Raw genomic sequence first — 21771 nt, 5'->3', positions numbered from 1 at the left:
ACCCCGCGCGCACCCTGCGCATGTGCGACAGATCACTCGCTCGGTCGGATTCTCACACCGGCGGATCGGGGCCGTGAGGTATCGAGCGTTGAGCAGCGGTTACTCCCCGGCGACGTCGAATCCGGCAGCGGCGGCGTCGATACTCTTTCCTGAACAGGGAATTCTCGATCTCGACGAACACCTTCCCAGTCGTGTGACTCAGCTCACAATATCCCGGTATGCCCGATTCTACGGTTGGACTTGCCGCAATCATTTCGTTACCGTCGGCTTTCAGCAGTTGGTCACAGAAGGATTACGGACGTTTACTTCGAATCCGCGCAACGAAGAGATGAGGTGGACGATTTGGCGGGACTCGATGTCTCACGCGGGTCGAGCCGCGTCCGATCGGGCGGACTGCTCGATGACGTCACAGCGGAAGAGATGACCACCATCATCCCGATCGTCGATCCCGACGCCGCAGGCTACGACCTCAGCGATTACGACTTCGATTTCGCCGACTCCGACTCCCCTGTTCAGAAGTCCCCGGTACAGACGTCCTCCGATGCCGGGTGGACCCCGTCATCGTGGCAGGGCTACTACCGCCCCACGCGCTCCGAGATCACGCAGGACATCCTGATCCCGGAGCACGAGTTCGATCAGTACGAGCACGACGAGCCGTTCGACGTCGAAGGGGCCGAACTCGACATCCTCGTCGACGACGACCTCGACGACGACACCGAACACCTCCCGTTCCGCACCAATCCTGCCGGGCAGCGCGTCCGTCGCGGTGGCAAGCACCGCATCGCCGCCCCGCCCAACGCACTCAAGGGCGGCCGTGCGGCTCTCATCGCGATGGCGGCAGGCGCAGCCGTCGCCGCGGCGTCACAGGCCGGCACGGGCAGCGAGGCGCCCGCCCCGGTGAACGCCGCAGCCGTCAACGACGCCGCTGCCCAGGCCGCAGCGCCCATGGACCTCGGACCCGGGGTCGCGGCCGCCACGGCTCAGACAGACCAGATGAAGGTCTTCGGCGACCAGCTCGCCGTCGGCGCCAAGCGGGCCGAGGCGGAGGCACGTGTCGACGCCATGAACCGGCGGCCGTTCTTCCAGTCACCGATCCCGCTCGGCAAGTACGACTTCACCTCCGCCTTCGCGATGCGCTGGGGCACCATGCACGGTGGCATCGACATGGCCGCCCCGCTGGGCACCCCCATCCACGCCGCCACCGACGGTGTCGTCATCAAGGCCGAGCCCGCCTCCGGCTACGGCCACTGGGTGCAGATCAAGGCCGCCGACGGCACGGTCACGATGTACGGCCACATGGCCTCCTCGGGCGTCCTCGTCCAGGCAGGCCAGCGCGTCACGGCCGGCGACGTCATCGCCCTCGTCGGCAACGAGGGTTTCTCCTTCGGCCCGCACCTGCACTTCGAGGTGTGGAAAGACGGCGTCACCAAGATCGACCCGGTGCCGTGGCTCGCCGCCAAGGGCGTCAAGCTCTCCGGCTACACCGGATAGCAGCCTCCTGGCCGCGTCGGCGGACGCGACATCTGCCGTCCGCCGACCTCCCCCACAGCCCCTAGAGCTTGTCTCCGGGGATTCCGCCCGCGGTGAGCAGTGTGACGCGCCCGGCACTGCCGCCGTAGTCGATCGTCACACGCTCGGTGGCGCCGCTTCCTTCTTTGGCCACGACCTTGCCCATGCCGTACTTGGGATGGTTGTGGCGGTCACCGATGTCGAGTTGGACCTGCTTGTTGCGCCCACGGGCCGGATCGGCCGAATACGACGACCTCCCCCGACCGGACGACGAACCGTCCCGGCCGAACACACCACCCGACGAACCGCCGAAGCCGCGCATCGCGCGGCGCGGCTCGGTGCGCCGCCAGTCGATCAGATGCTGCGGGATCTCCTGCAGGAAGCGGGATTCGGGATTGGACACCGGTTGTCCCCAGGACGCCCGGGTCACCGACCGGGTCAGGTAGAGGCGCTGCTTGGCGCGGGTGATGCCGACGTAGGCCAGGCGCCGCTCCTCGCTCAACTCGGCAGGATCGCCCAGTGCGCGCATGTGGGGAAAGTGCCCGTCTTCCCAACCGGTCACGAAGACCACCGGGAACTCCAGCCCCTTGGCGGTGTGCAGGGTCATCATCGTCACGACACCCTCGCCCTCGTCCGGGACCTGATCGGCGTCGGCCACCAGTGAGACTCGCTCGAGAAACGCTGCGAGAGAACCCGGTTCGGGCTCACCTTCACGATCGACCGGGTCAGCGTCCGACCCGCTCTCGCCGCCGGTGGCGTCGGGGTCGTCGTCGGCATCGACCTGCGCCGCGTCGGCACTGAATTCCCGTGCCACGGCGACGAGTTCGTTGATGTTGTCCAGACGGGCACCGTCTTGCGGGTCGTTGGACGCCTCCAGTTCGGCGCGGTACCCGGAGCGCTCGACGATGGCGTCGACGAGCTCGCCGATGTCCGCCGACTCCTCAGTGGCGTCGAGGAACACGACGTCGGACTCGTCGGAGCCGGCCTCGCCGAAGTGGGTGAGGAAGTCCGAGCGCAGACCCTCGATCAGTTCGACGAACCCGCCGATCTGTTTGACCGCCCGCGTGTTCAGCAGGGCGACTTTGCCGTCCGCGGCATCCATCAGCGATTCGTAGAAGCTGCGGCCGGTGTTCTCCGAGTGCACGGCGACGCACGCCTCGGCACGGTCACCGATACCGCGGCGCGGCGTGTTGAGGATGCGGCGCAGGCTCACCGAGTCGTCGGGGTTGGCGACCACCCGGAGGTAGGCGACGACGTCCCGCACCTCTTTGCGCTCATAGAACTTGGTGCCGCCGACCACCTTGTAGGGGATTCCGTGACGGACGAAGACTTCTTCGATCGCGCGCGACCCCGTGTTGGTGCGGTAGAACACCGCCACGTCGGAGTACTTGTAGCTCGACGATCCGCCGATCGAGTAGTCGGTGAGTTCCTCGATCTCCTTGGCGATGAAGGTGGACTCGTCGCGATCGGAGTCGGCGACGTACCCGACGATGAGTTCGCCGTCTCCGGAGTCGGTCCACAACCGCTTCTCGCGGCGGTTGGCGTTGCGCGAGATCACGGCGTTGGCCGCCGACAGGATCGTCTGCGTGGAGCGGTAGTTCTGTTCGAGGAGAACGGTTTCGGCCGAGGGGAAGTCCCGCTCGAATTCCTCGATGTTACGGATGGTGGCACCGCGGAACGCATAGATGGACTGGTCGGCATCACCGACCACGCAGAGTTCCGACGGCTCCAGACCACTCGCGGTCGTCTGCTCGCCGACCAGTTCACGGATGAGCACGTACTGGGCGTGGTTGGTGTCCTGGTACTCGTCGACCAGCACGTGCCGGAACCGGCGCCGGTAGTACTCGGCCACCTGCGGGTGGCGATGCAGCAGCGCGACGGTCTCACCGATCAGGTCGTCGAAGTCGAAGGCGTTGGCGGCGCGCAGGCGACGCTGGTACTCGGCGTAGATCCGCGCGATCGTGGTCGCCGTCGGGTCGTCCTCGTCGGCCGAGGCCTGTGCCGCATCGGGCGGGATCAGCTCGTTCTTGAAGTTGGAGATGGCCACCGAGACGCCCCGCGGGCTGAACTTCTTCGGGTCCAACTCGAGATCGCGGATGATCATGCTTAGCAGGCGCTTCGAGTCGTCGGCGTCGTAGATGGAGAAGTTGGAGTTCATCGACTCCAGCAACCCGGACTGCGCGCGGAGGATTCGGACGCACGTCGAGTGGAACGTCGAGACCCACATGTAGGCGGCGCGCGGGCCGACGAGGTCGATGACGCGCTCGCGCATCTCGGCGGCGGCCTTGTTGGTGAACGTGATGGCCAGGATCTGACCCGGCGTGACGTCGCGCGCCGCCAGCAGGTAGGCGATCCGGCGGGTCAGGACGGCGGTCTTGCCCGACCCGGCGCCGGCCACGATCAGCAGCGGGGCACCGGCGTGCAGCACCGCCGCGCGCTGCTGCGGGTTCAGGCCTTCGAGCAGGCGCGCGACCCGGTCGTCGGGCGTCGGACCCGAAGGTGCGGACCCCGCGCGACCGGCGAGAAGAGGGGCAGAAGAAGAGCTGTTCATCGGTTGTCCAGGCTACCCGCCCGGACCGACACGTTTCCGGGCGCCGGGCGCGGACGACGTCGTGCGAACAGTGGACCTGCCGCGTGCGTTGCCACCCCGAGGGTCATGCCCCGCGGCTACGATGACCCGGTATCAGTGGCTCGGGGTGGCCCCTCTGCGGACCGTCGCACGCGGGAACTCGCCCCGGCGAGGAGAAAGAGCCGCCCATGAAGAGACCGTCCGTCGTTCCCGCCGCCATCACCCTCGGTGTCGGAGCGCTGGCGCTCGTCATAGCGCTCGTCCTGTCGTTCGTGCCGTTCAGCAGCGCGGGGACCGTGGAACCCACGCCCGCGTTCCGCGCCCAGAAAAGCCTCGACGAGGTGCTGTTCAAGATGGCGACGAGCCCGGCGGCCCAGTTCACCGGCAAGGTCACCTACACCTACGACGACGAACGGGGCGACGGGACGGTCGAGTTCGACGAGCTCATCGTCACGACGTCCAACACCGCCGAGGGCACCATCTCGCTCGGCTCGCAGCAGGGCGAGTACCGCCAGATCGGCAACAGCCCCTTCATCAGTGCCCCGAGCGCGCTGTGGACCGAACTTCTCGTCGACGCCGAGAAGACCAACCTCGACGCCGCGCCGCTGGACAACAAGTGGGCCTCGACCCGCTTCACGAGCATGCCGCGACTGGGGACGATCCTGGGCCCCGACAACCTCGCCGGCGACATCGGCAACATCGAGACCGATTCCGAACCCCAGCTCGGCGCCGAACTACCCACGCCCAACAAGGGCACCCCCGACGCCCGCCGCTGGCCCACCTCGGACCCGCCGATCGAGTTCATCGGCGACGACAAGGTGAAGCTCGGCACGTGGGAGGTGACCTTCGATCCGGAGACCAAGAACGTCACGCACGTCAAGGGTCAGAGCGTGCAGGACTCCGTCACCTACGACATCGACACCGCGGTCAGCCTGCAGCCCGCCGATCAGGCGCAGAAGGTGTTCGCCAACCAGCGCGCACTCGTGTCGGACCTGCTGTCGGTCCCGGCGCCCGGTCTGTGGATGAAGCAGCCGGTGGTCACCTCGCGTCAGACCGGTGCGTGCACCACGTCGTCCTGCGCGTTCGACTACACCGTCCAGGGCAGTCCCTACACCGACGACGTGCGCGGTCACTTCAACTACGGTCTGACCCTCAACTTCGCGGTCGGCAATCGTCCGCCCGGTGCGGTCGGCGGTGAGTGCAAAGTGGTCCTGCGTGTCGACTTCGGGCGCAACGGCACGACTCGCTGCGCGGCGACGAACCTCCCCCCGGACACCAACATCGGTTCCCGGTACAGCTTCACCTACCTCGCCTTCATCGATGCGACGACCGACGAGCTCAACGATCTGATCGACAACAACGAGAAGCAGACCAACACCGAGATCGTCTACGTCCGGACGGGCAACAAGGAGCCGCAGCAGGCACGGTTCGGCGCCAGTGTCACCGGACTACCGAGCTACTACGCCATCAAGCGCGGCGACTATCTCTTCGACGGCATCGGCACCGACGGCAACATGCACATCACCTTCGGTGAGGGGTACAGCGAGCACCTCTCCGGCGGAGTCTTCGATCCCTCCTGGGAGGGCACCGAGGTCCTCCGGAAGCAGATGGAACAGCAGGTCGCCGCGGCCGGTGACGCGAAAGTCGTCTACTTCGTCGCCGAGGAGGACGCGGCGACGGCACTGCGTACGTTGATCGCCGAGGAGAACCAGAGCGACAACATCTCGGCGTACCACTACGACTAGGGCAGTCAGCCGGCGAACCGCGCCTCGGCCGCTTCGCCCACACGTCCGGCACCGGTGTGCAGACGGAGCCCCGGGGTCAGCGGGCGCAGGTCGATGTGATCGCCGCCGCCGTCGAGACGGACATATGTCGCCCCGAGTCCCGCGCTGACCGGGACCCGTACCGGGTCCCCGCCCTCGAGGGCGATCTCGACCTCGCCGTCGCGTGTCGCGCAGTAACTGAGTGCGACCGTCCACGGCCACGAGAACAGCGGACCGTCGAGGCGCAATTCGGTGGGGCCGTCGACCTCCGGCATCCGGCACGTACCGCGGCCGGCCGCGATGATCCGTCGTTGCGTGACGCCACCGGGGACCAGGTTGCCCGCGGTGTCGAGGACGAGCAGGCGGTCGGTGGAGTCGCCGAACGCCGGCCGCGGGTCGACTCGTCCGAAGATGCGGCTGACCTGATTGTCGGGGTAGACGAACGGCTGCAGGATCTCCAGCGGCACCGACTGATCGAGCAGCGTCGCATCGGCATTGTCATGCAACGATGCGACGGCGGTGTGGAGGTACTCCCCCGTCGGGTTGTCCCGCCACGAGGCCGAGAACGCGACCATCGACACCAACGCCGACACGACGACGAACGCGCCGGCGACGGAGGCCGAGGCGACGAGCACCGATCGGCCCTCTCCGTCGTGACCGGCGTCCTCGGGTTCCCGGGAGTGCCGGCCGCCGGTCATCTCGCGCATTGTCGCCCCGGGGGTTCTCGACGGAGCGGCGAACACCAGGGCGATCGCGATCGCGAAGACCACTGCGGTGTCGGGTAGGTAGCGCATGTGCTGCGCCAACTCGATGGCCGTCTGGGGACTCGAACGGTTCCACATCACCGGTATCTGCGCCGCCACCGCGTACAGCGCCGCACAGACGACGATGGCTGCGCCGCCGCGCTTGCGGCTCACCGCCCACCACGCCGCCGCGCCCACGACGATCCAACCGCCGACGATCATCCACATGTGCGGGAAACCGGTGGGAGGACCCGGATTCCACCGTTCCCACTCCCAGGGACCGCCCATCAGGGACGGCACGATCGCGGAGTTGACCGACCGCCACACGAGCCGGGCGGTCTGCGCGAACGAATGCTCTCCGGAGGTCGGGTCCGAGACGATGAAGTACAGGACGAGCCAGAGCGCGGAGAGTGCGGTCAACGCGATCCACAATTCCCGACAGGCGCCCAGGGTGGTCCGGATCGCGCGCGGACCACCATGTGCCAGGACCGCGGCCACCAGGGCGACGGGAAGGATGAACACCGACTTCTCGAAGAACGCCAGCGCGACCAGGAAGATCACCGTCGAACGGATCCACACCGTCCGGTGCTTCGCCTCGTCGACCTCGCCCCTGGCGAGTCGCACCGCGTCCGCGACGATCCACGCCATCGCGGCCTGCAGGGGCAGTGTGTTGAGGCCCGCCGACCACCACGCGAAGGCAGGCACGGTCATGGGGCTGAAGAGGTAGAAGCCGAGCGCGATCAGCGCACCCGCCCGGGCCCGGGGCGCGATGACCCGGACCATGCGCCACACCGCGATCGACGCCACGGCCTGCATCGCCACCAGCATGAGGGCGGGCACGACCCAGTTGAGCGGGGCCAGCCAGGTCGCCAGCCCGGCGAGAAGGAAGGCAGCCGGCATGAAGTGCCCGTCGTGGCTGTGTCCCAGATACTCCCAGGACAGGATCGGCCCTGATGAGGCACGTGCGATGAGGACGAGGTCATCCCAATAGAAGTCACCGGTCGCGACCAGCCAACCCCGGACGATCAGCTGACCGACGATCAGGGAGACGGCAATCAGGGACACCATCCGCGCGTTGGGCATGCGCTCCAGTCTCCATGGGCGGCGATCGCCCCCACACCCGAGGTCGCATGCGACGACAGCCGCCTGCGGAACGGTGGGCGTCGCCGTGGCAAAATCGGGCCGTGACCGATCGCAGCCCTGATTCCGGAGCGCAAGAACCCCGTCGGACCGCCGGGGTGTCCTTCGAGAACACGATCGACCTCGAGAAGTACCAGCTCAGCTCCGACGTCGCCGACCTTCCCGATGACATCGACCAGCTGCGCCTGGAGATCGATCGTTTGGATGCGGTCATCCTCGGCGCCATCAAACGACGCTCGGCGGTGTCCAAGAAGATCGGCGCCGCGCGGATGGCGTCGGGCGGACCGCGTCTCGTGCACAGCCGCGAGGTCAAGGTGCTCGAACGGTTCCAGGACCTGGGCCAGGAAGGGCACACCCTCGCGATGCTTCTGCTGCGACTCGGGCGCGGCCCCCTGGGACGCTGACACCGCCGAGCTGGCCACGATGTGACCGTCGCGGCCCGGCCGTCGAGCACATAGGGTGAACAGTCATGAGCACCGAGGCCCCTGGCAGTGACTTCACCGGCACCGATCATGGCGACATCACCGCGACGCAGTCCTGGCAGGCGCTCGCAGCGCATCAACCTCACGTGTACGCGATGCACCTTCGTGAGGTCTTCGCGATCGATCCGGCGCGCGGCCGGGAACTGACCGTCGACGTCGGGGATCTGCACATCGACTACTCCAAGCACCGTGTGCTCCGGGAGACCCTCGAACTGCTGCTGAGCCTGGCGCGCGAGGTCGGCCTGGAGGAGATGCGCGATGACATGTTCGCCGGCGCCCACATCAACACCTCCGAGGACCGGGCGGTCCTGCACACCGCGCTGCGGCTGCCCTCTGATGCGACGCTCGTCGTCGACGGCCAAGACGTGGTCGCCGATGTGCACGAGGTTCTCACGCGAATGGGTGAGTTCACCGACCGGTTGCGCAGCGGAGAGTGGAAGGGCCACACCGGAAAACCGATCACCGACGTCGTCAACATCGGCATCGGCGGTTCCGACCTCGGCCCCGTCATGGTCTATCAGGCGCTGCGCCACTACGTCGATGCCGGCATCCGCTGTCACTTCGTCTCCAACGTCGACCCCGCCGACATGGTCGGCACTCTCGCCGATCTCGACGCCGAGACCACCCTGTTCATCATCGCGTCGAAGACATTCACCACGCTCGAGACGCTGACCAACGCCGCCGCCGCCCGGACGTGGCTGCTCGAAGCGCTCGCCGCCGACTCCGACGCGGTGGCCAAGCATTTCGTCGCGGTCAGCACCAACGCCGACGAGGTGGCGAAGTTCGGCATCGACACCGACAACATGTTCGGTTTCTGGGACTGGGTGGGCGGTCGGTACTCGGTGGACTCGGCCATCGGACTGTCAGTGATGGCGGCGATCGGCAAGGAACGGTTCGCCGAGTTCCTGGAGGGATTCCATCTCGTCGACGAGCACTTCCGCACCCAACCCCTCGAGCGCAACGCGCCGGTACTCCTCGGCTTGATCGGCCTCTGGTACAACAACTTCTGGGATGTCGCCACCCGCGCGGTGCTGCCCTACAGCAACGACATGGCGCGTTTCGCCGCCTATCTACAGCAGCTGACGATGGAGTCCAACGGCAAGTCGGTGACCGCCAGCGGCCACCACGTCACCACCGAGACCGGTGAGATCTTCTGGGGTGAACCGGGAACCAATGGCCAGCATGCGTTCTACCAGTTACTGCATCAGGGCACCCGGATGGTCCCGGCGGACTTCATCGGTTTCGCCGAGCCGACCGACGATCTGCCCACCGCCGCAGACGGTTCCGGTTCCATGCACGACCTGCTGATGAGCAACTACTTCGCGCAGACCAAGGTCCTCGCGTTCGGCAAGACCGCCGACGAGATCTCGGCCGAAGGCGTACCGGCGCACGTGGTGGCTCACAAGGTGATGCCCGGCAACCGGCCGACCACCTCGATCCTCGCCCCGCGACTCACCCCGTCGGTGATCGGTCAGCTGGTGGCGCTCTACGAGCACCAGGTGTTCGTCGAAGGTGCCATCTGGGGTGTCAATCCGTTCGACCAGTGGGGCGTCGAACTCGGCAAGACCCAGGCCAAGGAACTGCTCGGCACGATCACCAGCGCCGAAGCTCCTGACACTCATGATGATTCGTCCACCGACGCCCTCGTCGCGTGGTACCGGCAGCGTCGGGGCCGCGCGGTCTGAGGGGTTTCGACAAGCTCAACCAGCGGTGGGGCGCTCAACCGGCAGGGCTACTTCCAGTAGTCCTCGTCGAACACCTCGTCGGGGATCTCGTCACCCGGCTGGACGTCCAGGGCCTGGATGCGGCCCATGATCGCGGCCGCCGTCGCCACGTAGGTGACGAGATCGGTTGCCTCGACGTCCCTTTCGGCGGGATCACCGCCGAGGAACTCATAGAGGGCGGGCGCGACGCAGGCACCCATGTCCAGGGATCGGGTACCGGTCGCGGTGCGCCACGCATCGAAGCTCGCCGAGTCGACCGCCTCGGCGATGTCTCCGGTGCGCACCGCCCCGAGCACCTCGTCGAGGGTCGCCAGCTCACCGGACGTCCCGCTGGATGGATCGAAACCGAGGACGGACTCGGGCGCGGTCGACTCGTCATCCACGAGAGTGAAGTAGACGATGCCGCGCCAGTCCGAACCCACCGCCTCGATGTCGGTTCGGTCGAAGATCTCGCCGAGCAGCTCGCCGACCCGGTCGCGGAGACTTCCTCCGAAGACCTGGAAGGCTCCCGACGCGACCACCTGTCCCTGCTTGTTCGCCACGTCGGCCACCTTACGCACGTCAGTCGTCGAGGCCGAGAACGACCACGCGGCCGGTGGCCGGCGCCAAGTACACGGTCGCGTCCCACTGCGACGAGGAGAAGGCGCGGTCGAGTTCGGGTCCGCCCAGCAGCTCCCCGGCCGGTAGCCACGGGCGCAGTGCCTCGGCCGGCGCACCCGGCGCGCTCACGGGCCGGGCTCGGTAGAGCTGCGACCATCGGGTCACACGGTCGGTCCCGGCATCGACGACGGCGTCGAACCAGTACGTGCTGGGCCCCGGCACCCGACCGCTGCCCCCGCCGCCGAGAGTTCCTGCGGCCCAGGCGTCGACACGTGCACCCGTGAGCAACGGGAAGCGGGACACGACCGGCTCGATGTCGCGTCGCGGTCCGGTGGTCACGGTCTTGTTCGTCTCCGCGGGCGTCGACACCGGCGGCCCGGGCGTGCGATCAACCGGATCGGTCGGCGTACAACCGGTCAGCAACCCGCCAACCACGACGACTCCCGCACACGCCGACCGGAAACGCAAGGGAGACATCCCGTCACGATAATCGGCGGACGGTGGTGAAACCCGCGGAGTCCTCTTCGTGAATGATCTCCGCCGGTCAGATCATCCGTCGGGTGACCGACGCGGGCAGGTACTTCAACGCTGCCGCGATGGGCGTCCACGGCCAACCCGGTACCGGGGCCCAGTCCTTCTCGGCCTCGATCGCCGCGACCATCGCATCGACGCCCTTGTCCGTGTCGACCATGAGCGAGGTCTTGACGCCGCGGTTGATGTCGGTCTCGATGTAGCCGGGCGCGACCACCGTCACCGTGATGGGCGAGTTCGCGAACTCCGCCTGCAGACCTTGTCCGAGTGCGGTGAGGCCCGCCTTGGACGCCGAATAGGCGGCCTGGGCTTTCGGCATCCCGCGAACTCCCGAGATCGAGCTGATCAGGACGAGGTGTCCGGCGTTCTGCGCCCGGAAGATCTCCAGGGCGGCCTCCGCCTGCGCGAGCGCACCGACGAGGTTGGTCTGTACGGTCTCGATGTTGGCTGCCGCGTTGCCCGTTCCGAGTGGGGCTCCCTTCCCGAGACCCGCGTTGACGATGACCCGGTCGAGGCCGCCGAGCCGGTCGGCGAGCTGCGCGAACACCGTCGGCACGGACGAGAGATCGGTGACGTCGAGCGCCTCCACCTCGACCCGTGCGGCTGCGGGGCGGATCTGGTCCGCGAGTGCCTCCAGCTTCTCGACGCGACGCGCGGCCAGCCCGAGCGCACGTCCCTGGTCGGCGAACCGGCGGGCCATGCCGGCGCCCAGCCCTGAACTCGCTCCGGTGATGAGGATCTTCTGCCGTGTCGTCACGACGCCAGGCTACCGGCCGGTAGCCTCGGGTCCCGGTTCGCCCGGACTCACTTCAGCAAACGTGACATGCGGCGGTCGGCCAGGACCTTGCCGCCGGTCTGACAGGTGGCGCAATACTGGAACGAACGGTCGGCGAAAGACACCTCGCGCACGATGTCCCCGCACACCGGGCACGGCAGGCCCGTGCGGGCATGGACGCGCAGACCTGTGCGCTTCTCCGACTTGAGCCGTGCCACCGTCTGCCCTTCCAGGCGATCGGTCGCGTCGGTGAGCACAACGCGCATGGCGTCGTAGAGCGTGCCGACCTGGTCCGGTTTCAGTGTCTTCGACGACGCGAACGGCGACATGCGGGCGGTGTGCAGGATCTCGTCGGAGTAGGCGTTGCCGATCCCGGCGATCACTCGCTGGTCGGTGAGTACGTTCTTGATCCGGCCTGTGGTCCCGGCGAGTATTCCGGCGAACTGTTCCAGCGTCAGTTCGAGGGCGTCGGGACCGAGTCCGGCGACGCGCTCGATGTCGGTGAGCTCTCGCACCAGCCACACCGCGAGCCGTTTCTGGGTGCCGGCCTCGGTGACGTCGAAGCCCTCCCCCGGCAGCCCGCAGTGGACACGCAGTGCGATCGGACTCTTCCCGCCGGGCCGCAGCGGTTTGGGCGAGAGTTCCTCACTCCACCGCACCCATCCGGCTCGCGACAGATGGATGACCAGCTGCAGCAACGGCTCTGAGGCAGTGGCCGTCGACCCCGGAATGGTCCGGATGACCAGGTACTTTCCAACTCGACCGACCGACTCGACGATTCGCTCGTGCAACGCAATGTAGGGCGGATCGGCGGTCTTGAGCACCGACAACGACGCGACATCGACCCTGCGGATCGGGAGTCCGGCCGCGCGTCCGTCGACATAGTCGGCGATGGCGGCCACCTCTGGAAGCTCAGGCATGCAAACAGTGTGCTCTAGTTGAGGGATGAACTCCCGTCTTTCCGATGCCGAACTGGCTGCCCGGATCGCGCAGGGGGCCGGGGAGGTACTTCTCGGAATCCGTTCCGGCGGACTGCTCGGCGGGGCCATGCTCGGCGATGTCGGGGATGCGCTTGCCCAGGCGTGGATCTCGACAGTGTTGCGCAAACACCGTCCCCGGGACGCGGTGTTGAGCGAAGAGGCCGCCGATGTCGGCGACCGGTCCACCGCGCAGCGTGTGTGGATCATCGATCCCCTGGACGGCACAAGGGAATTCGCCGGCGGCTCGGCGGACTGGGCCGTCCACGTCGCTCTCACCGAGAGCGGGATCGTCACCGAGGCATCGGTGTCGCTGCCCGCGACGGGCGAACTGTTCCGCTCCGACACGGTCGAGGAGACAGGCGGGCCCCTCACGCGCCGCCTCGTCACGTCCCGCTGGGGCGGGTCGTACGAGACCAGTTACGTGGCCAACCGGCTCGGCTTGCAGATGGTGCCGGTGGGATCTGCCGGCGCGAAGGCGATGGCCGTCGTCCGTGGTGACGCCGATGCCTATGTCCACGCCGGCGGTCAGTACGAATGGGACAACGCGGCACCGGTCGGGGTCGCGCTGGCCGCCGGGTTGCATTGCAGCCGCCTGGACGGTTCGGAGATCGTCTACAACAACCGGCATCCGTACATGCCCGACTTCGTGATCTGCCGCAGCGAGATCCGCGAGGAGATGCTGGCGGCCCTGCAGCAGATCTGGTGACCTGGAGACCGTGAACGGAGTCGGCGACGCGGTCGTACGGATCGGTCCGGCGCTGGTTGTCGTCGTCGTACTGCTGGCGGTGGCCGCGGTGGTGGTCAACCGCCGGTCCGGCCTGGCCACCGAGACACTGGTGGCGGTGCTGCGCGCCGTCGCACAGCTGGCCGCACTGGCCGCGGTGCTGGCGGCGGTCATCCCCCATTTGTGGGCATCCGCCCTGTTCGTTCTGCTCATGGCATCGGCGGCGGCGTGGACGTCGGCCCGGCGCGTGAACCCGGACCGCTCCGGCTTCGTCGGGATCGCGTGGTGTGCGGGTCCCGTTGCGGTTCCGACGATCGTCATCGTCACCGCACTCCTCGTCATCGGGGTGCTTCCCGCCCGCGGGATCGCCGTGATCCCGACGGCCGGGATCCTGATCGGCGGTGCGATGGTGACCACCTCGCTCGCCGGGCGCCGGGCGCACGACGAGTTGCGGGTTCGGCGCGGTGAGGTGGACGCGGCGTTGTCGCTGGGTCTGCTCTCGCGGGACGCACGCATGGAGATCTGCGGGCCCGCCGCGGCGAGCGCCCTCATCCCCGGACTCGACCAGACCAAGTCGGTGGGGATCGTCACCATTCCCGGTGCGTTCGTGGGCATGGTCCTCGGCGGGGCCTCGGTGTGGGCCGCGGCGGCGATGCAGCTGTTCGTCCTGGTGGCGCTGCTGACCGTCAGTTCCATCGCCATGCTTGTCACCGTCGAACTCGTTGCCCGCGAACGACTGTGAGCCTTCGACGCATGCAGATGTCGCGTGTCGTGGCGCCCAGCGCAACGAACTGCGACATCTGGCGGACAGGCGCGGAGGGTGCCCACCTCGACGAGCGGGGCTCGACTCCTCAGTGCGCCTTGCGGATCAGATAGATGTCCATGATCCAGCCGATGCGTTCCCTGGCCTCCGCGCGGGCGGCGACGATGCGGTCGGTCACCTCGGCGACCCTGCCGCTGATCAGGATCTCGTCGTCGGTGCCCACGTATGCGCCCCACCAGATGTGGTCGTCCGGGTCGGCCGTGTCCCGGAAGGCGAGTTCACCGTCGAGCATGACGATCTGATTCGCGTCGGCTCCGGCGGGAGTGTCGGCCAGGCGGCGGCCCGTGGTGATGTGGATCGGTTCCCCGACGCGGTTGGCGACGATCCCGTGCGCCGCGGTGAGCGCGCTCGCGCTCGTGACACCGGGGATCACCTCCACCGACAGGTCGAGGTCCGGGCGTGCGGCGAGGTCGTCGACGATGCGCAGGGTGCTGTCGTAGAGGGCGGGGTCGCCCCAGACGAGGAAGGCGGCCACACCCCCGTCGCCCACCTCGTCGCGCAATGCGGTGGCGATGAGATCGGCCCGGGCCGCGTGCCAGCGTCGGACTTCCGCGTTGTAGTCCTGCGGGGCACGATCGCGCGGCGGGTCGGGGATCTCGACCAGTGACGATCCCTGCCGCGCATGGGCGTCGAGAACGGCGCGCCGGGCGTCGAGCAGGCCGCTCTTGGCCGTCCCCTTCTCGAGTGCCAGGAACACGTCCACGTCGGCCATCGCATCGATGGCCTGCAAGGTGATCTGGCGCGGTCCCCCGGGTCCGATCCCGATGACTCGCAGCGTGACTCGCACGGTCAGATCTTCACCTTCGGCAGCCCGTGCTTACGGGCGGTCATGTCCAGGATCAACTGACGGGGTGCGAGTCGCCTCAGCAAGAAGACCACGCCGGCCTGATTACCCCTGGCGTAGAACGGCTTCGGATGTTCGGAGAGAGCGGCGTCGACGATCTGGGCGGCCATGCTCTCGGCACTGATGCCGGCGTCCTCATTGCGCCGGGTCGCGGCCGCCAGCGTCTCGTACTCCTCGCGGTAGACCGAGTTCTCGTCCACGAAGATGCTGCGCCGGTCGCCGATCCCGGTGGCGATCGTGCCCGGCTCCACGCTGATCATGCGAATCCCGTACGGCGCGAGCTCACGTCGCGATGCCAGCGCGAACGCCTTGAGCGCGGACTTGGTCGCGGCATAGTTCGACCGGAAGGCAACCGGGAAGCTCGACAGCATCGAACCGACCATCACCACCGTGCCGCGACGCCGCTCTCGCATACCCGGAAGCACCGCCTTGGTCAGCGCTATCGGACCGAACACGTTGACGCGGAACAGATCTTCGATCGCCGACAGCGGCGTGTCCTCGAGCGCGCCGGCCTGGGACTCCCCCGCGTTGTTGACGAGGATGTCCACCTCACCGACCAGTGCGGCGCACGACGCCGCCGACTCGTAGTCGGCGTTGTCGAGACGAACGTAGGTGACACCGGGGATCGGGGCACGGACGGCGTCCGGGTTGCGGGTGGTGCCGAAGACGCGATGGCCCCGGGATACGAACTGGCGCGCCACCTCGGCCCCGATGCCGCTGGTCGCGCCGGTGACGAGGACAGTCTGAGAACTCACGACCGCAACGGTAGCGCAGCGGCCGAGACGTCAGGCGAGCTTGTCGTACCGGCGGGTGAGGATGCTGAGTTCCGCGGCGACCCGCTCGGTGTCGGGGCCGTAGGGGCGCCGCGGATCCCGGGTGAACCAGTCGGCCAGCCGCTGGCCCGGGGTCCGCCGACCGGCCGGTGTGCGCCGGGCGGCCAGGGTCAGTATCCCGGATGCGCCTGCGACCGAGGCGACGACGACGAAGGCGAGAACGAAAACGAGAGTCATGGCAGTAATCATCTGCTCGCAAGTTTTCGGCCACCAGTGGCAGGTATGTCATTCTTCGCAAATTATCTGCCATACTGGTTCGATGCTGCATTCGGTCGGTGTCCTCTTGTACGGACACGTCGCCCTGTTCGAGTTCGGGGTCGTCCACGAGGTGTTCGGTCTCGATCGCACCGACGACGACGTACCCGCCTTCGACTTCCGCGTCGCCACACCGGATCCCGGCGCTTCGCTGGCCGTCGGCAACGGGGTGTCGATCCAGGTGTCGCACACCCTCGACGAGTGCCGAGACGTCGACCTCGTCGTCATCCCCGGCGGCAGTGTCAGCGGCGACTACCCCGACGAGGTGCTCGACACCATCCGCGGGGTCGTCGACAACGGAGGGCGCGTCCTCACCGTCTGCTCGGGCGCGTTCGTGGCCGGCGCGGCCGGGCTCCTCGACGGCCGCCGGTGCACCACACACTGGCGGTACGGCGACCACCTGGCTCGCATGTTCCCCCAGGCGCAGGTCGACACCGACGTGCTCTTCGTCGACGACGGACCCGTCACCACGAGCGCCGGCACCGCGGCCGGGATCGATGCGTCCCTGCATCTGGTCCGCGAGTCCTGGGGGCCCGCCGTCGCCAACCGCATCGCGCGTCGCATGGTCGTACCGCCGCACCGCGACGGCGGCCAACGGCAGTTCGTCGACGCACCCATGCCCGCGTGCACCGACGACGGCTTCGGCACCCTGCTCGCCTGGCTGGTGGAGAACCTGGATCGGGACATCAGCGTCGACGACATGGCCTCCCGAATGCACATGTCGGGCCGCACCTTCGCCCGGCGCTTCGTCGACGAGGTGGGTGTGTCCCCTCGCCGGTGGCTCACCGAGCAGCGCGTCCTGTCCGCGAAGAACCTGCTGGAGTCCACCGACTGGGGCGTCGACGAGGTCGCGCGCCGAGTGGGATTAGCGTCCGCGACGCTCCTACGACATCATTTCGCCGCGTCTGTTGGCGTCTCGCCGCTGGTGTACCGACGCCGATTCGCGAAGGCGACGACGCAGCCATGAGTCGGAGCGGCGCACGATGGTGCCCTCGGCAGGATTCGAACCTGCGACCTACCCTTTAGGAGAGGGTTGCTCTATCCCCTGAGCTACGAAGGCGACTCGGCGGACGCGGCCACCGACAGCGGGAGTCTACTTGAGCAACCGTCCCCGACGACAATGCCCAGGGCACCGCGAGTCGGCGTCGGGACTCCTCAGATGGTGAAGATCGTGTAGTTGGTCCCGAGGCGTCGATTGGCCGCGCGCACCCGCCAGACCGCCACCCACGAGATCGCACCGGCGACCACGGAGACGGCGCCGGCTGCGAGGGCAGCATCGCCGGAGTTCCAGGTCAGCGCCAGGCCCGCAGCGACGATGCAGCACATCGCGGTCAGTGCGGCACAGGCCATCAGAATCGCAATCTTCCTCATGCCCATCAGCGTCGAGGACAACCCGGTCGTGCTCATGATGCACAATTGATCATTCTGAAATCCTCGCTGGAAATACGACGCCGGCAACGACGGGAAGACCGGAAATGAACGCGAGACGGGCAGTCGCCTACACGACCACACCGGTGGTGACCCTCCTCGATGCGCAGCATCACCCGATCCACCTGCGTCCGCGTGTCCAGCAGGCACTCATACTCCTGTTGCGGCACCGGGAGCTCGGCATCTCCGACAATGACCTCGTCGCCGGCATCTGGCCGACGGCCCGACCCCGCCATCCGGACGCCGCATTACGGACGGTCCTCAGCCGGTTGCGCGACAAGCTGCCGCCGGAGACCCTGCTCCGCACCGCATCGGGCTACCGCCTGACCGGACTGAACGGGCCCGGACATGTCCCTCCGCCGTTCCTGGGTCGCGACGACGACCTGCACTCGGTGGCCCGCCTGCTCGACACACACGACGCAGTCCTGGTCACCGGACCGTTCGGAATCGGGAAGTCGCGCCTCCTCGCCGAGTTCTCGGCCAAGGGCGCCGACGCCGCGCACCCTCGTTCGTCCCGATGGCACCGGATCGTGGTCCTGCCGCCCACTGTCGCCGCATTGCGCGCGCGGGCCGGAACCGACGACCCCGTCGCAGCCTTCCGGAGACAGTCGGGCCATTCGGATCGGACGCCCACGCTGGTCGTCGCCGACGACATCCATCGCGCCGAACCCGCGATCATCGACCATCTGACAGCGCTCGCCGAGATGGGGCCCCTCCGTATCCTCGCCGCCGCCCCCACCGATCGCGACGCCCCCGAGACGGTCACGGAACGACTCCGGGCCGGCCGGTGGGCACACCACGTGTTGGGGCCGTTGGACGATTCCGCCGCCACCTCTCTCGGACACATCGTCGGAGCCGCCGAAGTGTCAGCGGCGCAGGGCAATCCGGAGCTCATCTGCGCACTGGCCCGCGACGACGCCGATGCGGGCCGCGGGGTGGCCGACGCCGTCCGGCGTCGGCTCACCGGTCTGCCGGAGCACTGCGCGGACGCGCTCGCACTCGTGGTCCTGGCCGGAGCCCTCGACTGGCGCACCGCCCGCGAACTCGACGTCGCCGACGCCGTCGCGACGCTGGAGGACCGCGGACTCGTCGCCACCGACACCGACGGCGCGCGGGCGGCGTCGGCGCTGATCGCCGAGGCCACCGAGCAGTCCCTCGGCCCAGCACGTCGGTCTGCCGTCGCCGAACGTCTGTACTCGACGGCGAGTACACCGGTGATGAGGGCATCGTGGGGGTTGCGCACGAACCGTCCGGTCGCGGTCGCCGATCTGCTCGCCGCCGGGGCCTTCCACCTGACCACCGGCGATCCGGACACAGCCGAACGGTTCGCGGCCGCGGCATGGCGCATCGAGCCGACCCCGGAGGCCGGATTCGTGTGGGCGCATGCGATGACCCTGGGCAGCCTGCCGGGACACGAGATCGCCGCGCGGCTGGCCGCCGTCCAGGCCTGCCTGCCCATCCCGTCACCGGCCATCGACACGGCGGCGGCGATGTCGGTCTTCCTCAAGGACGCCGAACCGGGGCCGGCACGGGACCGACTCCGCGCCCCGGGAGTCGGCGCGCACCCCATGGCGGAGGTCGCCGACGCCCTGATCCGGACGTACACCGGCCGGCCCGACCCCGACACCCCGTGGCGTGTGCTGTCGCAACAGACCGAGCCCGCTGTGCGAGGCGCCGCGTGGGCGACCTGGTTTCTCGCCGCAGACCTGACCGGAGACCGCTCCCTGCTCGCCCGGCTGCCCGACCCGATGTCAGCGTCCGACGAGGGTCTGTCGTCGGCGCAACTCCACGCGATGCGCGCCCGCGCATATCTTCGCGCGGAGGATCCGGCAGGCGCCGAACGAGAGATCGCCGCGGCCCGGGCGGCGACGTCGCTCGGAGACCTGCGGATGCGCGCGTGGCTGGCGACGCTGAACTCAGAGCTCTGCTTCTTCAGCGCCGACTTCGCCGAGTCCGCGAGACTCGCGGGACAGGCCGTCGAATTGCTGCACCGCAGTCGACATGTCAGCGACGAACGCATCGCACGCCAGTGGCTGGCCCTCACCCTCGCCGCGGCGGGAGACCTCGCGGGTGCGAGCACCGCACTGGCCGACGCCGACCGGATGCCGACGGCCGCGGTGATCGGCGAGCATCACGGTGACGCCGCGCGCGCTCTGATCGCCTTCGGACGCGGCGAACCCGACGCCGTCGACTGGCTGGAACTCGGCCGGAGCCGGGCCGAGCGTCACGGGATCGCCGACGATCTGCCGCTCGCGATCGTCACCGAGGTGCTCGCCCCCGCGACGGGCGCCGCCACATCCGGCACCAGCACATCGGGCGTGAAGGCCCATCCGGTCCGAGCCCGCATCGTCGACCATCTTCGCCGGGCCACAGCCGGCGATCCGCGGATCGCCCGGCTCACCCCTCGCGAACGCGAGATCCTCCGCCTGTACCGGCAGCGGTTCACAGCCCGGGAGATCGCCGGGCAACTCGGCATCTCCCCCGCCACCGTGCGCAACCACGTCGCGCACGGCTTTCGCGCACTCGAGATCCACACGCGCAGCGAGCTCCCCGACGACCTCTGAGAGGGTCATCGCGACCGTCGACAGAAACCGGACAATACGGACTGTGATTGTCGCCACTGTGGACACCCCGGCGTTGAGGTTCCTGCCAGATTGGGACCGTAGACTGCCTAGCGCACACGTCCGCATCTCGGCCCGGGGAGGTCTTTTCGTTGGTGCACGCGGCATCCGGACCAGCACCCGTCGCCGATGACGAGGCTTCGTCATCCGTCGATGGCACCCCGACCGCCGCGCCATCGGCACCCACCGAGTCGACGCGCCCGGGGACGCCGCGCGGCCGTGCACACACCGCCGACTTCGTGCGAGTGGTGCTGTTCACCTTCGTGGTCGTCGCGCACAGCGTCAACGCCATCAACGGCGGGGCCGACGAGATCCGGGGCGCGAATCTCGTGGGTGTCCTGTGCCATCTGACCCGCTACGGGTTCGTCGCAGTGACCCTGTATGTCCTGGTGCTCAGCATGCAGGGGCGGGAGATGTCGCCGTGGCAGTTCTGGCGTCGACGCTTCGGCCTCGTGGTCGGCCCGTACCTCGCATGGACCCTGATCTACACCATCACCGACCACCTCATCATCGCCGACAACCCGTTCCCGCCGGTCGGCGAGATGCTTCCCCATCTCGCCCACGACCTGCTCGTGGGCGAGGGCAAGTACCAGCTGTACTTCCTGCTGATCTCGATGCAGATCTACCTGTTCTTCCCGCTCATCTCGTGGATCGTCGAGCGCGGACGCAATCGACCCTGGCTGTTGCTGTCGGGCGGTTTCACCGTCCAGCTGGCGGTGTTCGTCACCTACCAGTACCTGCCGCGCCCGTCGGGTCAGGCGTGGGACATCGCCTACCAGCACATGTGGAAGACGCTTCCGATGTACGCCCTGTTCATCACGGTCGGCGTCCTCGCGGCACAGCACCGGGAGAGCCTCGACCGTTGGCTCCGCGACCACATGGCTACGGTCGTTCTGGTCGCGGCGGGGTGCGCGGCGTTCACCGTCGCCGGTTACCTGCTGGCGACCTCCCCCGGCAACGTGCCGTGGCAGGCGAACACCGCATGGAACCCGATGTCACTCCCCTGGTTCATCGGCGGTCTCGCGCTGTTGTGGCTGGTCGGTCTGGTGTGGGACGACCGGCGCGCAGCCGGGCGCCCCGCAGGCGGGAAGCTGGTCTCGCAGGCCACCCTGCGCGCGTTCGGCGTTTTCGCCGTGCATCCGCTGATCCTGGACGTCCTCGGTCGTCTCGGATTCCTCGGCGGCCTCTTCGACTGGTTCCCGCACTCAGCGGTCATCCGGTCGTTGATCTTGATCACCGTCGTGCTCGTCGCATCGCTTGCACTGGTGGACGTCTTGCTCCGACTTCCGTTCAGCAAATGGCTGACCGCCCGGCCCCGGGTCCCCCTGCAGCTCTGGCGGCGTGGGGGGAAGCGGGACCGGGCGGTGGAAGTCGAGGAGTCGGCGGGGGCTGAGAAGGTGACCGCCGACTAGGTGGGCTGCCCGTAG

Annotated in this window: 19 protein-coding genes and 1 tRNA gene; 9 read left to right on the top strand and 11 right to left on the bottom strand. The window is 68.2% G+C overall.

What is annotated here, in order from left to right; translation table 11 throughout:
- Window positions 1-333: 333 nt before the first annotated feature.
- Window positions 334-1491: a M23 family metallopeptidase gene (locus ACSUZC_RS06365; protein WP_439032029.1), complete on the top strand. Its 1158-nt coding sequence runs from the start codon at window positions 334-336 to the stop codon at window positions 1489-1491.
- Between the two features lie 61 nt (window positions 1492-1552).
- Here ACSUZC_RS06365 and ACSUZC_RS06360 read toward each other — a convergent pair whose 3' ends face one another.
- Window positions 1553-4060, bottom strand: coding sequence for a UvrD-helicase domain-containing protein (locus tag ACSUZC_RS06360; protein WP_439032028.1), 2508 nt, complete (start codon window positions 4058-4060; stop codon window positions 1553-1555).
- A 206-nt stretch (window positions 4061-4266) separates the two neighbouring features.
- Between ACSUZC_RS06360 and ACSUZC_RS06355 the strand changes: the two genes are divergently transcribed.
- On the top strand, window positions 4267-5823 hold the full coding sequence (locus tag ACSUZC_RS06355; RefSeq protein ID WP_439032027.1) for a hypothetical protein: 1557 nt from the start codon (window positions 4267-4269) through the stop codon (window positions 5821-5823).
- Between the two features lie 5 nt (window positions 5824-5828).
- On the opposite strand, the gene ACSUZC_RS06350 is transcribed toward ACSUZC_RS06355, so the two are convergent.
- A complete protein-coding gene (locus ACSUZC_RS06350; protein WP_439032026.1) occupies window positions 5829-7667 on the bottom strand; it encodes a hypothetical protein in 1839 nt (612 codons plus the stop codon).
- A 101-nt stretch (window positions 7668-7768) separates the two neighbouring features.
- Here ACSUZC_RS06350 and ACSUZC_RS06345 point away from each other — a divergent pair, with 101 nt between their 5' ends.
- The gene (locus ACSUZC_RS06345; RefSeq protein ID WP_439032025.1) at window positions 7769-8128 is read left to right on the top strand and encodes a chorismate mutase; all 360 of its coding nucleotides are present in this window, start codon (window positions 7769-7771) and stop codon (window positions 8126-8128) included.
- A gap of 65 nt (window positions 8129-8193) precedes the next feature.
- Entirely contained in the window at window positions 8194-9891 is a 1698-nt protein-coding gene (pgi, locus tag ACSUZC_RS06340) for a glucose-6-phosphate isomerase (protein WP_439032024.1), read from the top strand.
- Between the two features lie 47 nt (window positions 9892-9938).
- Here the strand turns inward: pgi and ACSUZC_RS06335 are convergent, their stop codons facing one another.
- The 4 genes from ACSUZC_RS06335 to ACSUZC_RS06320 form a co-directional block, all read right to left on the bottom strand.
- Window positions 9939-10472, bottom strand: coding sequence for a hypothetical protein (locus tag ACSUZC_RS06335; protein WP_439032023.1), 534 nt, complete (start codon window positions 10470-10472; stop codon window positions 9939-9941).
- A gap of 19 nt (window positions 10473-10491) precedes the next feature.
- The gene (locus tag ACSUZC_RS06330; RefSeq protein WP_439032022.1) at window positions 10492-11007 is read right to left on the bottom strand and encodes a hypothetical protein; all 516 of its coding nucleotides are present in this window, start codon (window positions 11005-11007) and stop codon (window positions 10492-10494) included.
- A gap of 67 nt (window positions 11008-11074) precedes the next feature.
- On the bottom strand, window positions 11075-11818 hold the full coding sequence (locus ACSUZC_RS06325) for an SDR family oxidoreductase (RefSeq protein WP_439032021.1): 744 nt from the start codon (window positions 11816-11818) through the stop codon (window positions 11075-11077).
- 47 nt (window positions 11819-11865) lie between these two features.
- Entirely contained in the window at window positions 11866-12756 is an 891-nt protein-coding gene (locus ACSUZC_RS06320) for a DNA-formamidopyrimidine glycosylase family protein (RefSeq protein ID WP_439032020.1), read from the bottom strand.
- 25 nt (window positions 12757-12781) lie between these two features.
- Between ACSUZC_RS06320 and ACSUZC_RS06315 the strand changes: the two genes are divergently transcribed.
- Together ACSUZC_RS06315 and ACSUZC_RS06310 are read left to right on the top strand one after the other, a co-directional pair.
- Entirely contained in the window at window positions 12782-13522 is a 741-nt protein-coding gene (locus ACSUZC_RS06315; protein ID WP_439032019.1) for a 3'(2'),5'-bisphosphate nucleotidase CysQ, read from the top strand.
- 10 nt (window positions 13523-13532) lie between these two features.
- Window positions 13533-14282: an ABC transporter permease gene (locus ACSUZC_RS06310; RefSeq protein ID WP_439032018.1), complete on the top strand. Its 750-nt coding sequence runs from the start codon at window positions 13533-13535 to the stop codon at window positions 14280-14282.
- Window positions 14283-14391: 109 nt separating this feature from the next.
- Here the strand turns inward: ACSUZC_RS06310 and cobF are convergent, their stop codons facing one another.
- The 3 genes from cobF to ACSUZC_RS06295 are packed head-to-tail and all read right to left on the bottom strand — an operon-like array spanning window position 14392 to window position 16217.
- Window positions 14392-15150, bottom strand: a complete 759-nt coding sequence (gene cobF, locus ACSUZC_RS06305) for a precorrin-6A synthase (deacetylating) (protein WP_439032017.1) — start codon at window positions 15148-15150, stop codon at window positions 14392-14394.
- 2 nt (window positions 15151-15152) lie between these two features.
- Window positions 15153-15962, bottom strand: a complete 810-nt coding sequence (locus ACSUZC_RS06300) for an SDR family oxidoreductase (protein WP_439032016.1) — start codon at window positions 15960-15962, stop codon at window positions 15153-15155.
- A gap of 30 nt (window positions 15963-15992) precedes the next feature.
- On the bottom strand, window positions 15993-16217 hold the full coding sequence (locus tag ACSUZC_RS06295) for a hypothetical protein (RefSeq protein WP_439032015.1): 225 nt from the start codon (window positions 16215-16217) through the stop codon (window positions 15993-15995).
- 82 nt (window positions 16218-16299) lie between these two features.
- Between ACSUZC_RS06295 and ACSUZC_RS06290 the strand changes: the two genes are divergently transcribed.
- On the top strand, window positions 16300-17262 hold the full coding sequence (locus ACSUZC_RS06290; protein ID WP_439032014.1) for a GlxA family transcriptional regulator: 963 nt from the start codon (window positions 16300-16302) through the stop codon (window positions 17260-17262).
- A gap of 17 nt (window positions 17263-17279) precedes the next feature.
- On the opposite strand, the gene ACSUZC_RS06285 is transcribed toward ACSUZC_RS06290, so the two are convergent.
- Window positions 17280-17355, bottom strand: a tRNA-Arg gene (locus ACSUZC_RS06285).
- 95 nt (window positions 17356-17450) lie between these two features.
- Entirely contained in the window at window positions 17451-17666 is a 216-nt protein-coding gene (locus ACSUZC_RS06280; RefSeq protein WP_439032013.1) for a hypothetical protein, read from the bottom strand.
- A gap of 104 nt (window positions 17667-17770) precedes the next feature.
- Between ACSUZC_RS06280 and ACSUZC_RS06275 the strand changes: the two genes are divergently transcribed.
- Together ACSUZC_RS06275 and ACSUZC_RS06270 are read left to right on the top strand one after the other, a co-directional pair.
- A complete protein-coding gene (locus ACSUZC_RS06275) occupies window positions 17771-20287 on the top strand; it encodes a LuxR C-terminal-related transcriptional regulator (RefSeq protein WP_439032012.1) in 2517 nt (838 codons plus the stop codon).
- Window positions 20288-20439: 152 nt separating this feature from the next.
- Window positions 20440-21756 carry an acyltransferase gene (locus ACSUZC_RS06270; RefSeq protein ID WP_439032011.1) on the top strand — a complete coding sequence of 439 codons (1317 nt, stop codon included), beginning with the start codon at window positions 20440-20442 and terminating at the stop codon, window positions 21754-21756.
- Window positions 21757-21771 lie beyond the last annotated feature (15 nt).

The sequence above is a fragment of the Gordonia terrae genome, from assembly GCF_051789125.1.
Lineage (GTDB): Bacteria > Actinomycetota > Actinomycetes > Mycobacteriales > Mycobacteriaceae > Gordonia > Gordonia terrae_A.
Note: the sequence above shows the minus strand (reverse complement) of the source record. Positions and strands in the feature narration are given on the sequence as shown.

Excerpts from the sequence above, each read along its gene's own strand:
- ACSUZC_RS06360 (WP_439032028.1), bottom strand. The coding sequence starts at position 4,060 with ATGAACAGCTCTTCTTCTGCCCCTCTTCTCGCCGGTCGCGCGGGGTCC.
- ACSUZC_RS06355 (WP_439032027.1), top strand. The coding sequence starts at position 4,267 with ATGAAGAGACCGTCCGTCGTTCCCGCCGCCATCACCCTCGGTGTCGGA.
- ACSUZC_RS06350 (WP_439032026.1), bottom strand. The coding sequence starts at position 7,667 with ATGCCCAACGCGCGGATGGTGTCCCTGATTGCCGTCTCCCTGATCGTC.
- pgi (WP_439032024.1), top strand. The coding sequence starts at position 8,194 with ATGAGCACCGAGGCCCCTGGCAGTGACTTCACCGGCACCGATCATGGC.
- ACSUZC_RS06330 (WP_439032022.1), bottom strand. The coding sequence starts at position 11,007 with ATGTCTCCCTTGCGTTTCCGGTCGGCGTGTGCGGGAGTCGTCGTGGTT.
- ACSUZC_RS06320 (WP_439032020.1), bottom strand. The coding sequence starts at position 12,756 with ATGCCTGAGCTTCCAGAGGTGGCCGCCATCGCCGACTATGTCGACGGA.
- ACSUZC_RS06315 (WP_439032019.1), top strand. The coding sequence starts at position 12,782 with ATGAACTCCCGTCTTTCCGATGCCGAACTGGCTGCCCGGATCGCGCAG.
- ACSUZC_RS06295 (WP_439032015.1), bottom strand. The coding sequence starts at position 16,217 with ATGACTCTCGTTTTCGTTCTCGCCTTCGTCGTCGTCGCCTCGGTCGCA.
- ACSUZC_RS06290 (WP_439032014.1), top strand. The coding sequence starts at position 16,300 with ATGCTGCATTCGGTCGGTGTCCTCTTGTACGGACACGTCGCCCTGTTC.
- ACSUZC_RS06280 (WP_439032013.1), bottom strand. The coding sequence starts at position 17,666 with ATGAGGAAGATTGCGATTCTGATGGCCTGTGCCGCACTGACCGCGATG.
- ACSUZC_RS06275 (WP_439032012.1), top strand. The coding sequence starts at position 17,771 with ATGAACGCGAGACGGGCAGTCGCCTACACGACCACACCGGTGGTGACC.